Here is a 16,521-nt window from a genome sequence, read left to right as displayed (position 1 = left end):
GGATTGAAACCCTAACTTTGTTTAAAATCTGGAGTTAGCGAAAGCATGAATGAACTTTTATCTTTTTACCAAAAAGAAATAAATACCTATAAAGAAGGATTAAATAAGGTAAAAGCACAATTGCTAACCTCCAGTATGATCCGGTTGGTTATTTTTTTACTCGCCGCTTTGGGTGTGTACCTTTTTTTTGAAAATACCAGAATAGTAGTTGGTCTGGTGGTTGTGGTCATTGTAATCTTTCTTTTTCTAGTCTCCAGACACACAGATTTACAATATAAACGCGATAAGTTAAGGAAATTGATAGCTCTAAATGAGGTAGAGATTCAAGTGCTACATCGAAAGTTTAAAGACCTGCCAACAGGAGATGAATTTAAGGACGGCAACCATTTTTATAGTCAGGATATAGATCTATTTGGGGTAGGTTCTTTTTATCAATATCTCAATAGAACAAGCTTAAAAGAAGGCAGTTCATTGCTGGCCAAAATAGTAAAGGAGAATTCCATTGTTGACATACCTGATAAACAAGAAAGTCTAAAAGAGTTGGGAAATATGCCGCATTGGCGACAGGATTTCTCGGCAACGGCATCTTTGGCGCATACGGAAACCACCACATCCGCTGTAATTAATTGGATAAACAATTACAAACCTTTTGTCCCTAAGGTTATGGGTATAATTCCCTGGGTGTTCTCAGGTTTGAGTCTATTATTTTTAGGGCTGTTTTATGCGGATTTTATTAGAGCTTCCGTATTGCTGTATTGGTTGTTGTTCGGACTTGTCATTACTGGTTTTTTTACCAAGAAAGCAACAGCCTTGGTAGCGGGAACAGGTAAATTGCAATCTATTTTTGAACAATACAATCAATTGCTCGGTTTAATAGAATCGCAGGAATTTACTTCAAAGGTATTCAAGGATAAAAAATCGGAAATACTTAGTGAAGGGAAAAAAACTTCCTTGGTCCTAAAGGAATTCTCTAAACTATTGGGGGACTTGGACCAAAACAATAATATATTATTTCTCATATTTGGAAACGGACTGTTTCTTCGGGGACTATATACCTGTTACAAGGTTGAAAAGTGGATGGCTGCTCATGGCAAATCCGTTAAGAACTGGTTTGATGTAATCACTTTTTTTGATGCTCAAAATAGCTTGGGAAACTTTGTGTTTAACCATCCGGAATATGCCTTTCCTACGCTAACGAAAAATAAAGTGGTTATCCGGGCAGAAGAAGCAGGTCATCCATTATTGAATCCCGAAAAAAGTGTTCTCAACGATTATGAAATAAATAGAGAAGACTTCTTTATTATCACAGGGGCGAACATGGCCGGGAAAAGTACGTTTTTAAGGACAGTCTCCCTACAGATTGTAATGGCCAATATGGGTTTGCCCGTTTGTGCCAAGTCCATGGAGTACACTCCCATAAAGCTAATAACCAGTATGCGTACTACGGATTCATTAACCGATGATGAATCCTATTTCTTTTCTGAATTGCAGCGATTGAAGTTTGTTGTAGATGAAATACAAAGAGATAGTTATTTCATTGTATTGGACGAAATTCTAAAAGGCACCAACAGTACCGATAAGGCAAAAGGATCAAGGCAATTCGTGGAACGTTTGGTAAGTTCAAAATCGACAGGTATCATAGCCACACATGACTTGAGCCTCTGTGAAGTTTCCAAAGTATTACCACAGGTAAACAACTACTATTTTGATGCTGAGATAATAAATGATGAACTTCATTTTGATTATACCTTTAAGAAAGGAATTTGCCAAAACATGAATGCCTCCTTTCTATTGAGGAAAATGGGAATTGTAGCAGAGTAGCAAGGCTTCCCTTACCTATTAGATTTTATTTTACTATCGGTAAAGTGTATTGTGAAATCAAATAACAGGTTGTATTGCGAATATAAGAAGAACTAAAATAAGTATCTTGGTTTTTTGATATGGCGTGGTCGCATGAAAAAACGTTCAACATTTTGAATTTAAGAATAGATTGATACTGCCAGAAGAAGAACATATTATTTCCAAAAAAGTATTTTTAAGCAAATCCAAGGATTTCATAATCCAATAACATAATTTAATGCAAGCAATTAAAAAGGTTTTAATTACGGGTGGATCTGGTCAATTGGGAACTGCTATCAAAAGTATTGTTCATACAGTTAATGATTCCATTCAATTCAAATTTACAGATTCAGATGATTTGGATATAACAAATTACGAATCGGTTTGGGATTTTTTGAATCAAAAAAATTTTGATTATTGTATCAATTGTGCTGCATATACACACGTGGACAAAGCCGGGGATGATTCGGACTTGGCGCTTCTTATCAATGAGGAGGGAGTAAAAAATTTAGCCCAAGCTTGCCATAAGACAGAAACTGTACTGCTTCATATTTCCACGGATTTTGTTTTTGATGGACAACAGAATGTACCCTATCTGGAGACCGATAGGGCCAATCCAGTGAGTATTTATGGTCATTCCAAATTTAAGGGGGAACAACAGATCGTTAGGAATATGGAGCGCTACTTTATAATCCGTACTTCTTGGTTGTATTCTGCCTACGGGCATAATTTTTTCAAATCCATGCTGAAATATGGAGCTGAAAGAAATCAATTATCGGTGGTGTTTGATCAGGTGGGAACTCCTACTTCAGCACATGATTTGGCCGCGGTTCTTATAAAGATGATATCCAAAGGGGTGAAGGACTATGGCATATATCATTATAGCAATGAGGGTGTTGCTAGTTGGTATGATTTCGCATCTGCTATTTTTGAAATAAACGATATTTCTGTAAACCTGCGACCTATTCGGTCTAAAGAGTATCCATTACCTGCGGAACGCCCTGCGTATAGTGTAATGGACAAAAGTAAAATTAAAAAGGTTTTGGGTTTGGACATCCCACATTGGACATCAAGTCTCGTTGAAGTTTCTAATGTTTTCAAAAAGGAACGCGAATGAATCTTCCGATTTTTTCAAAATTATTCTCCCTAAAAAGGATATCCAATGGCAAAGTTTAAAGTCATTTTATTTCCATTATTACCAAAGAAGGGAATATTCCAACGGTCATTCTCCGGTTGATAGGGAACTCGAAAAGGTGAAGCTAAGTCTAACCGAATAACAAAATTTTGAATATCAACTCTGGCACCGAATCCAAATCCGGCAGCAACTTCTTTAAGCCAATCGGATTCAAACTTTCCATCTGTAAATAAGTTGTTGGAGAAATTACTGTCTTGTTGGTCCGTCTCTAAATCATCATAATTTCCCGTAAGCCAAACGTTACCTGCATCTATGAAAAAGGCACCTTTTAAATAAGAATAAATAGGAAAGCGGTATTCTAAATTGGCTTCCAATTTTAGATTACCGGATCGGTCAAAATAATCGGTCGTGGAATCTTCCAGCTCTGCGTTGAAATTGCCAGGCCCCAATGAACGGATGTCGAAGGCTCTAACACTGTAAGGACCACCAGAAAAGAATTGCTTAACAAAGGGTAGGGTTTCACTATTGCCATAAGGTACACCCCATCCCGCATAAACCCTTGAGACCAGCGTTTGTTCCTTTCCCCATCTCAGGTAGAATCTAAAATCTGCATCGACCTTTGCATATTGGGCGTATTCCGAACCTATGATAGTACCTGAACCTCCATCGATCAAACTGAATAGATTACCGGCTATATCCATGTTGGTGGAAAAGAAAATAGGATAATCCTTGTCCAAGTCCGATACTTCATCATAAGTAAACCCATACAAAAGGCCTGCTATAAAGCGTTGTTCAAAACTGCGTCTTAAAAATGGGTTATCATCTAAAATAGTTTGAAATTCTTCTGTGACATTGGTCAACCTAGCATAATTTATACTGATTGGATCTAACTGATGATATACATACCTATTTTCCTTCCAAGTGTAGCCAAAAGATCCATTAATGGAGCTTAAGGTAAATAACTGGCTACGCCTTAAGAAATCCACTCCTGCCGAAATTTTTGTTTTTGGAACCGAGTACCTGAAGTTTTTAGGGGAGAAGGGAATGGATCGAGGAATTATTAGATCTCCTTTTAATCCCCAAGCAATACTGCTTAAATTGGAATTGTTTCCTGAGGTGAGTTGTGATTCATACGAGAAATTAGTGGACAAACTAAATGTTTCGCCTCCCTTGAACAGATTTCTATTACTATAGGTCAACTGAATACCAGGCCCAGTAAAACCATTGGATTTTGTCACTGCCTGAACCTCCGCTCTTAGTGAACGTTTTGTCAATGGTGCGAGATAAATATCAGCTGCCAGTGAGCCCCCATCGCCATTGGTCATGGTAGTATCAAGTTCCGTATATTGAATATTTACATATTTATAGCTTCCCAACGATGAAAGTCGGTCACCAGTTATTTTAGAGGTGTTTGCATCATACAAATCGCCTTCGTTAAATAGAAGGTAGGTCTCTAAGAGTTTTGGTCTAAAATAATATTCGTTCTGGATAAAATCAGTGCCATTTACCGCAGTTCTATTTTGCTCAGATATTGGTATGGTGTCGCCTTCGATTGAATAATTTGGATACACTGTAATGGAATCGATGGTATAGGGGATAGAAGCTTTTTTTGGAACTTCTTTTTTTAGTCTAAGAAATAAATCAAATTTTCTGTTTTTGTATTGATTCGTATCCGCCTCAAAAATAAAAAGGTTGGCTTGGCTATTATAATACCCTCTTTGTTTTAAACCATGATCCAAACGTTCTCGCTCCGCCTTTAATAAATTTAAGTCAAAACGGTCATTCTTGGAGAGTGGCGTTTCCTTCATAATTTTTTGCAACTCCTGGTAGATAGGTAAGGAGTCATTGTCCAATTGATAATTTTCGAGGGTATAAGGGCTTTGAACCGTAACCGAATAATTGATAGAGGCATACTTGCCTTCCAATACAGCTTCAGAATTCGATTTACTATAGAAAAAACCGTTGTTGTCCAATCGGTTCAACAGCAGTTCCTCGACCTGTTCGGGATTTATTTTTGAGAAATAAACAGGTTCTTCACCAAACGACTTATTGAGAAACTTATAAATAAAACCTGGACGCTCTCTTTGAGCTTTATAATGGTAAAACAGGGCAGGCTTCATGCCCAAGAACGTCGTATTTGGGTTCGGTTGAATTAACGCGGTAAGTTCCTTTTCAATTTCCTTCAACCCATTTACCTTGCCTGTGGTATCTAGTTTTAGTTCTGCTCCAGTATATAGTTTTTCACCTTCTGGAATATACTTTTTTATACTACAGGCTTGCAATATACCTATTATAAGGAATAAAACGAACGGATATTTTATGTGAGTTATTTTCAACTATTGCTTTTTGATTTCTTCTGTGTTCTTTTCTTCTTCAGTTTCTACCTTAACCGGCTTGAAAAGCTGACTAAATTTATTGAACTCCCTATTGAAAATAAAAGCCAAACCGGTTACAATTAATTGACCATCAATAATATTTTGATACTCCTGTCTTCTAAATCCTTTTAGGCGATACATACCCTCTTCGGTTAAAAGGTACTCTAAAGATACATTTCCTATGACCGGAGTTGCCGTATCCGCATTGGACGCACTTCCTTCCACATCTACAGCACTACCTGCGGTTACGATCAAACGGTCATCAAAGAGTTTTTTCTTGGCATTGATATTCAATTGGGTTCGGTTTTGATAGTCATTTCCCTGATAGTCCTGAAAGCTATCGAGGTCAAAATCCAATTCAAAACCACTATTCCCCAATATTTTATTGGAAATGGAATTGAGTTCGCTGGATAGAACTTTGTTTACATTGTTTCTTGCCAAGGCAATGGCACCTCCATTACTACCATCGCTACCCGTAGTTGGATAAAATCGATTTAAAGCCAAAAGTGAGAATACCTGTTTGTTCAATTCCGATTCCTGTTCGTTCAGTTGCTGGATTCGTCCATATACGGCACCTCCATAGTTGCCCTGTGCATTTTCCGGCATATCCAGGGCAAAGGATAGTTCTGGACTGGTAATCTCTCCACCAACGTTTAAATACACCAGAAAGGTAGAAGACCTTTGATATTGTCCAGAAACACCTGTGTCCTGTCCAAAGCTTATGGATGACATTAAAGGCGCTGCAGATGTCTCCAATTCATAAATTGCAGTAACATCCAATTTCGCATTATACGGATCACCAGACCAAACCACACTACTTCCTTCATTAATCTTAAACTCTCGGCTAACTAGATTGTAAAGGCTTGTTCTATAGAATCCTGAATTTAGCTCAAGCCTTCCCGACAGTTGTATGTCCTGATTTGGGTTAATGTTGAGGTTTAAGGTCGCATTTCCAGATGCCTGTAATTTGTCCTGTGTTTTTTCATCAAGGACAATGGTAAAAATTGCCTGGTCCGAAATTTTCAATGTTGTGTTTATATCCATTCCGGCAAAAACCGAATTAGCGGTTTCACCGGTATTCTTGGTCAAAATAGCGTCTGGGTTTTCCCGATTCACAAAAATAACGACCCCTTCCCGCTCTTGTATTTCATATTGAGTCTGGGGAACGAGATAAGTAAGGTTGGTGGCATCTCCAATACTAAGGGTACCATTGATTACCGGAAGTTCCAAATTCCCGGAAACCTCAAAATCGGTATCTACAACTGCTTTACCATAAACCAGTTCGTTGTCCCCTTTTTTGGAATCCAGTATTATGAATTTCTCAGCTTTTACAGAAAGGTCGAACTTGGGATTAAATAGATTGTCCGTTATCACTTTACCATCCAATGTAAATGTTCCGCTACTTGAATCTTTTACTTTGAACGAATTCAATGTAATTTCTTCTTCGTTTAAATCGAGTGATTGTTCATTAATATTTAGGCTTGTTTTATAGTCTGATAGTGTAAGGCCAACATTGTTGAAATTCAATCTTCCCGAATATGCCGGTTCACTCAGAGTTCCGTTGACCAGTAAACTCCCCGAAATATTTCCGGAAGGGTCTGAAAGCACATCCTTAAGAAACCCTTCTAGAATTCTTGTTTCCAATTTTTGGATATCCAATTCGAAGTTTAAATCTGCATCGTCCTGTCTTGCCGTGTAATCTCCCATTAATCTTAAATCGGCTCCCCCGTCTTTAAGTACTAAATCAAAATCATAATCGGAAAAAGATTTGGAAGAAGCGTTGAGATTGAGGGTGCCCAACGGATTCTGCATCAAATAGAAATCATTAATATCCATTTTGGATACCAGTCCTGAAGCATCATAGGGGTTTAGAATTACGAAGTTACCTTGAACCACGCCTTTGGCCAATGCCTCATCTGGATTAAAAAGACTTAAAAATGTCTGTAATTGAAAGTTCTCGAAGAGAATACCAATATGGTCCGCCTTCATGGCGGGCACTTCGGTAGACACCTGAAGTTTTTGTTTGTTTCTGGAAAAGATAAGATTCTTGAAATTGGAATAGGATTCCGCAAGCGTAATTTTATTGTCCTCGGGAACTTCCCATTGCTTTTTGTTCAGGACAAGATTATCGGGCGATACGTGTAGGGTCAATGTATCTTTTTTAAAGACCAGTTCGGATGAAATATGCATGATTTCCGTAGTATCGTTGATGGAACTAAAATCGAGAATCAACTCCTTGTTTTTAAGTTCTCCTTCCAGAAAGGTTTTCTTTAAGTGTATAGGCTGATATTGAAATTCTGCTACTCCTGCAGAGAATTGAAGGTTTACGGAGTCTCCCTGTAGATTAACATTGAGGCTGTCTACCACACTTTTATTATAGGAAAATCTTGGGATGAAAATCTTACCCGACAAATTTTTAGATCGGGCATCAAAGTTGGCGTCGATATTTAGGGAATCCAAGTCCTGGATACCATCAAAAAAAACTTTGGAAATAATGGGCGTGGGTACAATGGCTAGATCTAGCTTAGCCTTAACATCGTCCACGTTTTGAGCAACTGTACTGTCCGAACTAAAGTAATTTTCCAGTTGCTGCTTCAGCGCCTTATTGATTCTGTTGGGTGAAGCGTTGGAATATAGTCCTCCGTTTATAAAACCACTTTTTATTGTGACATCTGTTATGGAATCTTCAATATGCGCATTAATGTTAACAGGCGTTATTTGATATTGCCTGTTGTCCGTTACGGCAATGGCATTTTTTATATGGGTCTCAATAGTGTAATTATTGGTTTTACCGTTATAGTCTCCTTGTAGTTCGCCTGCAATTTTGATATCATTTTGCGTAAAGCCCAATTCTCGTAAATCCGCACCAATGAGGTTAGCGTTGAATTTTATTGAATTTGTTTCGGAAGTTAAATCGATACTGGTGTCCGTTTTAAAATTCAGGTTTTCGTCTTCAACAATTAAGTTTAAGGTGCCTTGTCCATTTTCAACGGTTCCGGAAAGGTTAATATTTTTATAGACGTAATTGTTAAGTTCAAATTCCGGAACCTTTCCGTCTATTTTGGCATCGAGATTGAATAGTTCAGTTCCAGATACAAACCCGTTTATTTCAAAGGAAATAGTTCCCAATTGAGGATTTTTTAAAAATTTGCCTATGGGTAAGCTGTCCGTTTTTACCAATCCCCTAAATTGTTTTGTATCCCCTATACTCGCTGATGCATTCAGGTTTATCCTTCCTTCTGGAATCTGTAATTCTGATTTAGTTTCAAAAGTTTCCAAAGTTCCTTTCAAAGAACCGTTCAATGCTATTGTTTTAGGAACTTGAATGCTCAAATCTTTGACCGATATAAACTTGGTAATATCACTATTTGTGGATTTTATATCAATATTATTCAAATCATAAGCGAAAGCATCGGTTTGCGTTAGATTTGAAAGAGTTCCGTTAATTGACACCATGGTATTGTCCCCCCAATTCAATTTGGTATCCAACTCATCCACTTTTTTCAAGGTGCCATTTGCCTTTAACGTTCCCGTAATGGGATGAAGGGACAAGGAGTCTAAATAGATGTTGTTACTTAATTGAGGAACCAATTGTTGAATATCCGAGGGTTCAATATTTAAATCGGTAAGCCCTAAATCTATGGAGCTATTTTGGGTACTGTTGAGCGCTTCTTGGATAGAGGTAAAGGCAATTTCCATATTGGCATTGGCCTTACTATTGTTCAGCCCGACGATAAAATCTTTGATAAAGGCGTCATTATCCGTTAAGCCAGCTTCAAAAGCGAATTGTTTCAATTGGATTCCGCTGGTTTCTTGAAATGAGGCATCCTTGAGTAACAGATGAAAATTTTTAGGCCGATACCTAAAATTTTCTGCATGAAAGTTTAATTGATTTAACGCAAAGGCACTTGGGTTAAAAACGGAATCCGTTCTTTTTTCATTGTTTTGGGAAAATGTTATTGAATTGGATTCCAAATCTATATTTTGGGAAGCAAGAACAATTTTGGGCCACTCAAACGAATTATCTTTAATTTTTGTAGTATCAGTTACTTTATGGAGTGAAACATCAATATTGGATTCGGCAATTAACAAATCGTGAGTATTATAACTACTCTTGGAAACATCTACATCGATATCCGATAGGGCTATGTTTCCAAGCTTAAAAGAAGTTTGTAGGGCGTCTGGCTTCGAATCATAAGAAACATGGACTTTGTTCAGTTTGAAATCTGAAACTTTTATCAACGGTAGTGTAGTTGTTGTGGTATCATTGGAAGTGGGTGAAACGTGATTTTGGCCATATTTAATTTGGGTATTTTCAAGCTTGAATTCATCAACTTCAAAAATCATTTTCTCCAAGTTGAATTCTAAAAAATCGGTATTCAGTCTCCCGAGGTTTAATTTGATATCCGTTCCCAAGTATGCATCGGTATACCGAAATTTCCAGTCCTCCAAATAAAAATCACCAAGAGATATACGCATCGGCTCTGTTGTAGTTGTATCACTGGGAGATGTTGCAAATGCATCCAATAAAAAGCTGAAATTAAATTGGTCAGGGTCTTCGGCTCTCTTAATATTTGCTACGAAACCTTTGGCATTCACATCATCGATAGATAGTTCATTTTTAACCAGAAAAGGATAAATAGGTAGGTCTAATTGTAATTCCTTCGCATATAAAAGAGTGTCTCCTTGTTTATCCTCCATATAAACACCCCTTGTTTCTATGTTTCCGGAGAACGTAATAAATACTTTTTCAACCTCAAATTTTGTATTTGTAGTATTTGAGACATATTCCGTTATTTTGGAGACAATTAAATTCTGGGCCCAAGGAGTTCTAATGACTAAAACCAAAACAGCAAACAGCAAAAGAAGGGTAAGAATAATTTTCCCTACCAGTCTCAGTATTCTTTTTCGGTTCCATTTGTAGTCTTTCATAAAATATTGGAGAACGGCATTGAATAAGGTTTTGGAAGGCTAGGAGAATCCTTAATTGTAATTAACCCATATCGCAGCAATGATTACGATGATTAACGAAACTACAATAACCAAATTATATGCTCTTCTCCTTCGTTGTTTTCTTTCTTTCAATGTACCCATAATCGCGTTAAAGATAGTGTAGGTCAAGTATAGTATAATGCTGATATGATATAAAGAGTATCTCTTTTACTCAATAAAGAGCTCAAATTGGGTTAAGGTAGTTCTCCGTCATTTCAACAAGATTTCCTTCTAATACATTTTAGATAAGTATATTATACTAGCTTTATGAGAAATTTAAATGGGATAAAATGTTAGGACTTAGAACGGCTATTTATAAGGTAGGAGATATTTCAAGCGCCAAAGAATGGTATACAAAGGCTTTTGAAACTGAGCCTTATTTCGATGAACCATAATATGTTGGTTTCAATATAAAAGGGTACGAGTTGGGCCTTCAGCCTGAAGTACAACCAACAACAGATAAAAAAGAAAGTGTTATGGCGTTATGGGGAGTCGAAAAAATACAGGATGAATTCGATAGGCTGATTGAATTTGGTGCAACTACGCACGAGGTGCCGTCCAATGTTGGTGGTGAGATTGTGGTTGCCTCCGTTAAGGATCCCTGGGGTAACATTCTTGGATTAATTTATAATCCTGAGTTTAAATTACCGAATTAAAGATTTTTCACTTGGACCTCATGGAATTTATCTGCTTGTAAGCGCAAGAGTTCTTCGGCCCTCTGCTTTTTATAACCATAAAGTTCCTCTTCCCCTTTTAAATCTTCATAGATTTTTTGATTGATATCTCCGTCCGTTGCAACGATTAATTGTCTTTGTGCTACTTTTTGAGCTACCCATGAACTTAGGATACTTTCCTCTTCTTCCAATTTTACGTCATATTCACCTTTGGGAGTCAATAATTTAGCAATGATTGGTGATGTTTCTATAGCTAAAAATAAAAGAAAGATAAAGAAGGACGGAAACCACGGTAGCTCACCCAAAGCCGTAATCCGAGCCATGAGTCCATCAAAACCATCAATAATGGGCTGTGTGTCTTTTACAACTTCCGCATACTCCGTGTCCAATGCAGTAATTTGCCTTTCTATGTCGGCAATCTTTTCACCATTATTCCCTTTTAATTCCTGTAATTCGGCAAGTGCGGCATCGTGCTTTTCACGTTTCTCCTTATACACAGGTCCTTTACCCAGGAGTCCCGTCCCAGCAGTACCTTCGGCCTCGTTAATATAGGTGTCATAAAGGGCGTTCGTCTCAGCTTCCTGTGTAGTAATTTCAGATTTTAACAATGCAATATCCTGATTCAGTTTTTCTACTTTAGGCGTGTACTGTAATGCCAGTTGTTCTTTGTTGGCCAAAGTGAGTTCATTCTTTTGCTCCAATAAAACCTGATTAATTTCCTTTTCGAAAATTTTCATTTCCAAGGGTTTGGATATAACTACGGCAATAATAATGGCCAAAAGAATTCGTGGTGTTGCCTGCAAAAACTCCTGACTAAATTTATTTCTTTTTTTAATGGTGGAGACGATAAAGCGGTCCAGGTTAAAAATGAGTAATCCCCAAATAAGGCCAAAAAATACAGCTGCATAGACACTGTCAAAAACAGTGTATAAGGCATAACTACTAGCTATAAAGGCCATGACTGCAGTAAAGAAAACGGTAGCGCCGATACCGGCATATTTATTTTGCTCGCCCTTGGAGCAAGTCTTTAATATTTCTGAATCTGCTCCCGAACACAGGATAAAAAAGTCTTGTAGCATGTTGATTTGTTTTTTGATTGACCCTTCGACTTTGCTCAGGGTAAGCCGTAAATTAAAATAGGCTTACCTGTTAGAACGCTATTTGTAAAAGATTGTTACATAAAAAGCCCCGATTAAGGGGCTTTTAACATTATTCTATTTTGGTTTATTCCTATTTTTCTATTTGAATGGGTGCTGTTGATAGTTTCACGATGGGTCCATTCCCGTCCGTACCTCTGGAGTCTATGTTTATTTTATTGTTGTTTTTTATGATTTCTATTGCCTTTTCGGCAGATATTTCCTTACCATTGTGTGAAAAAGTTGCACCTTTTTTGGCCATTTCATTGATATGCTCTATTGGGGATTTGGGCTTTGGTGGAGTAGGGGGCTGGTTTGGATTTACTTTTTTTATAGATGTTGGTGGTAAAGGTGGTTTTGGTTGTTTTAGAGAAGAAACGCTAAGAGCTCCACCAACCTCATCATAGGGATCTTGCTCGTCAATTATCGTTCCTATTTGGTTGGAAGCATAATCGGTATCTGAAACATTTTTAGGTGGTTTTGGCGCATCTGGGGCTGGGGGTAGTGGTGGAAAATCTGGAAAGGGTTCCGCATCTGCTCTTTGTTTTTTGGACATTTTACTGTAAAGTACTTTTAATCTGGATACTTCACTTTTCTTAATGTACATCTCACTACGGTCCATTTCATTGTACTTCTTGGCCAAGCCATTGTATTCTTTCATTTCGGCACGCGTAGCACTTTGCTGTTTGCTAATTGAGGAATCTTTCGGTCCAACGATGTTAATTGTAGCAGTACCGTAATCGGTCAAAATTTTATCTACTTTTTGAACCACGTCTTTTGGAGTTTTGGTATCCACCTTGATTACCGAACGTATGGTCTTTTTCCTTTCGCCAAAAGAAAGGTGCCTATTGATTTTGGATAAGTATGATTCTAAATTCTCCAATTTAACTAACTGATCCTGAACCAGTAATTGACCTTTGTTGTTGATATTGATTTCTATTAGCTCGACCGTTTTTTGATTTTGGGGCAGACAATCGGGAAATGGTAGTGAATTTTCTTTTTGGTTATCGCTCATGTTCCGATAAATAGTCTCCAAAACCTTTAAATCTTTCAAGGGGATTACTCGCTTTTCAATAGAGACGGCATTATATTTTTTTGCTAATTGGTTATAGGTTGCTATATCTGACTGGGAAACACTTTCCATAAAATTACTATCGACTAAAGTTATTCTCTCAGCCTTCAAAAAAATAGCTTCCGTAATAATTGGGACATTTTCTTCATATTGATTGTTCTCCATTATTACTTCTTTTGCAGTAACATCAATCCAATGGATTTTTGTTTTTTTAATTTGATCAATTAAATTTTCAATGACATTGTAATAAATTTGTTCCTTGACACCAATATTAACTTTTGTCCTTTCGGCTTCAATTTCCTTAAGATACTCATTGTTCAAAAGTTCAGGAATTTCATTAAAATTATAGGCTTTACTATTCAATAGGACATTGCCATTTTCAAGTAGCTCCATATTTATTAATTGGTCAAAATGATTTTCTTTTTCAATTTGGCGTGTCTCTGTGAACCCAAATAACAATAGGGCGATTAAAGGCAGGAGCAAAAAGCTTCTTAATACAATTGATTTTTTTGATGTTTTTGTTTTCATGACTGTAAATCGTTTTTTGATTGATGAATAATTAATGGCATTTGCAATGCCAATCGACTGATGTTTGTTAAAACTATCGTTTGATAAATACGATAGGAGCGTATTTTGATATTGCGTATGATTATTGCTTGTATTGACAACCTCACTATCCGCCAAAAATTCATGGTTCAATTTTATGGAGGATTTAAGCAAGTATATCAAGGGATTGAACCACAGTATAACCTGTGCCAATTCAATTAGTAAAATGTCAAGGCTATGACGCTGTTTGGCGTGGGTTTCTTCATGCAACATTACTTCACTAGGAATATTTCGGGTCTCAAATTCCTTTTTATTTAAAAAGATATAGCAGAAAAATGTATGTGGAGGCAGTTGTTGTGCCAATAATACCCTGGTTATAAAATTATTTTTGAATTTGGGGTTTTTACGAATACGTAACCAGATTTGTACAAGGTGTTTTATAAACCGAAAACCAAATCCCAATACCCCTATACCGTAAACGAACCATAGTATTGCTTCCCAATTAATGGGACTTTTTTGTACTACAGGTTGCTCAATTTCTGGTTCCGTAACAAAATGACCAATTTGAGTTTGTTGGGTAACGGTATTCTGGGCTATTTCCACATATTCCGTGAACACGATATTTGGGATAATAAATGAGGCAACCAAAGCCCCCAAAAGGTAGAATCTTTTAAAGTGGTGCATACTTTCCCTTTCCAATATCACTTTGTAAAACAAAAGCAATATAGCCAAGCAGGCGGTAAATTTTACAAGGAAGATGAACATAATTACTTCTTTTTGATTTCGTTATCTATTAATTTTTTCAATTCTTCCAATTCTGTTTTGCTCAAGTTGGTTTCTTGGGTAAAAAAAGAGGCAAATTGACTGGCGCTATCATTAAAGAAATTTTTAATGAGCCCGTTTACATGTTTGGAGAAATAGTCTTTTTTCTTCACTAACGGATAATACTCTCTGCTTCGTCCAAAACTGTTGTACGCTACGAAACCCTTATCGGTCATGCGTTTTAAAAGTGTGGCAACCGTGGTTGTGGCAGGTTTTGGTTCTGGGTAAGCATCCAATAAATCTTTCATAAAGGCTTTTTTTAATTTCCAGACAATATTCATAAGCTCCTCTTCGGATTTTGACAACTGCATTTCTACACATTTAGAATTTGTTCTACAAACATAGAGTAAATATTTTATTTCTACAAATGTAGAGTTTAATTTTTGTTTCAATTCAAGAAATAATTATCCTAAAGCGGTATGTTTGCCTGATTTAAAATTTAATACGAATGGGGTTATTAGAAGATTTACAAAATAGGAGTGGTAATGTCTGCGAGTTATGTGGTGCTACTGACAATCTTTACGTGTATGAAGTACCACCAGTCTCGACTGGAGGTTTTGATGGAAGCGTATTGGCCTGTAATACTTGTATGGAACAGATTGAAAACCCTGATGCCACGGATTCAAATCATTGGCGTTGCTTAAACGATAGTATGTGGAGCGAGCACGATGCTGTAAAGGTGTTGGCGTGGAGAATGCTCTCCCGCTTAAAGTCTGAAGGGTGGCCACAAGACCTTTTGGATATGATGTATTTGGAGGGTGAAACTTTGGAATGGGCCAAAGCAACCGGAGAAGGTGTAGCTGAAGCTGACAAAATAATACACAGGGATGCTAATGGCGCTATTTTGGAGAATGGCGATTCCGTGGTGTTAATCAAAGATTTAAAGGTCAAAGGTTCTAGTATGGTTGCCAAACAAGGGACAGCGGTGCGCAGGATTTCCTTGGACCATGAAAATGCGGAATATATCGAGGGCAAGGTAGATGGTCAGCAAATCGTTATCATCACAAAATATGTGAAGAAGGTTTAGGTTTAATTTTTCAGTCCTTCCACAACCATTTTAAGGCCTCTGAGAATATAGCTCCTCCATGTTTTCCGTTGTGGCCACCCGTTCCTTCTACAAAAATGTAGTCATAATCCCTGAATTCCAGAGAAGAAGCCAATTGTTGATTGGCCAACCACCAATTGCCATATTGATTGTTCAAATCCCCGGAACCATCCTGCAAATACACTTTAATATTTCTCTTTGTATGCCTTCTGATCATCGACGGATAGTTATGACCACCCCGAATATTCGTAAAACTTCCAATATGGCTCAGCACCCTATAAAAATAATCGGGGCGCTCCCAAGCTGCCGTAAATGCACAGATACCACCCGAGGAAAGTCCGCAAATAGCACGCATTTTAGGGTCGGAGGTCAAATTATAGTTCTTTGCTACCTCAGGAATAATTTCCTCGATTAAAAATCGGGAGTAAAGATCACTTAATTCATCATATTCCCAACTTCGGTTACTAGCTTTAAAAGGATTTTCAGGTAGTTCCGAGGATTGATGTCCCGGATTGATAAAAATACCGATGGTAACGGGCATTTCTTTTTTATGGATGAGGTTGTCGAAAACTGTAGGTGTCTTAAAGTCGCCATCTTCTTTTACATAGGCATGTCCATCCTGAAATATCATTAAGGCCGCCGGTTGGTCTTTCCTATACTGCTGCGGCACGTAAACATAATATTCCCTGATGGTTCCTTCGAACAGGTCACTTTTAAAAACATGTTTGGTAACGGTTCCTTTAGGAACGTTAGGCTGAGGTTTTGAATCCTCAAGTAGTGTGTATGACATTTCCTGGCCTAACCCTACATGAGTACTGAATATAAAAAATAGGACGGATAGGATGGGTAATGATTTTGAACTGTTCAATGAAGTTTTCATAATCC

Annotated in this window: 10 protein-coding genes; 4 read left to right on the top strand and 6 right to left on the bottom strand. The window is 37.4% G+C overall.

The genetic code is table 11. From position 1 onward, the window contains the following. Window positions 1-45: 45 nt before the first annotated feature. Both PP182_RS02180 and rfbD read left to right on the top strand, forming a co-directional pair. Entirely contained in the window at window positions 46-1,821 is a 1,776-nt protein-coding gene (locus PP182_RS02180) for a MutS-related protein (RefSeq protein ID WP_272649689.1), read from the top strand. A gap of 256 nt (window positions 1,822-2,077) precedes the next feature. After that, window positions 2,078-2,956 (top strand): dTDP-4-dehydrorhamnose reductase, encoded by an 879-nt coding sequence (gene rfbD, locus PP182_RS02175; protein ID WP_272649688.1) that lies wholly within the window; start codon window positions 2,078-2,080, stop codon window positions 2,954-2,956. 29 nt (window positions 2,957-2,985) lie between these two features. On the opposite strand, the gene tamL is transcribed toward rfbD, so the two are convergent. After that, window positions 2,986-5,310 carry a translocation and assembly module lipoprotein TamL gene (tamL, locus tag PP182_RS02170; RefSeq protein WP_272649687.1) on the bottom strand — a complete coding sequence of 775 codons (2,325 nt, stop codon included), beginning with the start codon at window positions 5,308-5,310 and terminating at the stop codon, window positions 2,986-2,988. Next, on the bottom strand, window positions 5,311-10,281 hold the full coding sequence (locus tag PP182_RS02165) for a translocation/assembly module TamB domain-containing protein (protein WP_272649686.1): 4,971 nt from the start codon (window positions 10,279-10,281) through the stop codon (window positions 5,311-5,313). Window positions 10,282-10,817: 536 nt separating this feature from the next. Here PP182_RS02165 and PP182_RS02160 point away from each other — a divergent pair. Next, on the top strand, window positions 10,818-10,997 hold the full coding sequence (locus PP182_RS02160; protein ID WP_272649685.1) for a VOC family protein: 180 nt from the start codon (window positions 10,818-10,820) through the stop codon (window positions 10,995-10,997). Here PP182_RS02160 and PP182_RS02155 read toward each other — a convergent pair. The 3 genes from PP182_RS02155 to PP182_RS02145 form a co-directional block, all read right to left on the bottom strand. Further along, window positions 10,994-12,094: a DUF4407 domain-containing protein gene (locus PP182_RS02155; protein ID WP_272649684.1), complete on the bottom strand. Its 1,101-nt coding sequence runs from the start codon at window positions 12,092-12,094 to the stop codon at window positions 10,994-10,996. The genes PP182_RS02160 and PP182_RS02155 overlap by 4 nt on opposite strands. A gap of 151 nt (window positions 12,095-12,245) precedes the next feature. Continuing rightward, complete coding sequence (locus PP182_RS02150; RefSeq protein WP_272649683.1) at window positions 12,246-14,534, bottom strand: M56 family metallopeptidase; 2,289 nt, start codon at window positions 14,532-14,534, stop codon at window positions 12,246-12,248. 2 nt (window positions 14,535-14,536) lie between these two features. Next, complete coding sequence (locus PP182_RS02145; RefSeq protein ID WP_272649682.1) at window positions 14,537-14,902, bottom strand: BlaI/MecI/CopY family transcriptional regulator; 366 nt, start codon at window positions 14,900-14,902, stop codon at window positions 14,537-14,539. Between the two features lie 137 nt (window positions 14,903-15,039). Here PP182_RS02145 and PP182_RS02140 point away from each other — a divergent pair, with 137 nt between their 5' ends. Beyond that, window positions 15,040-15,618 carry a PhnA domain-containing protein gene (locus tag PP182_RS02140; RefSeq protein WP_272649681.1) on the top strand — a complete coding sequence of 193 codons (579 nt, stop codon included), beginning with the start codon at window positions 15,040-15,042 and terminating at the stop codon, window positions 15,616-15,618. A 10-nt stretch (window positions 15,619-15,628) separates the two neighbouring features. Here PP182_RS02140 and PP182_RS02135 read toward each other — a convergent pair whose 3' ends face one another. Further along, window positions 15,629-16,516, bottom strand: a complete 888-nt coding sequence (locus PP182_RS02135; protein ID WP_272649680.1) for an alpha/beta hydrolase — start codon at window positions 16,514-16,516, stop codon at window positions 15,629-15,631. Window positions 16,517-16,521 lie beyond the last annotated feature (5 nt).

Origin of the sequence: Maribacter sp. PR1 (assembly GCF_028464145.1) — a bacterium.
GTDB lineage: Bacteria > Bacteroidota > Bacteroidia > Flavobacteriales > Flavobacteriaceae > Maribacter.
The sequence above is the reverse complement of the archived record's forward strand: the minus strand, read 5'-3'. Positions and strand labels throughout refer to the sequence as shown.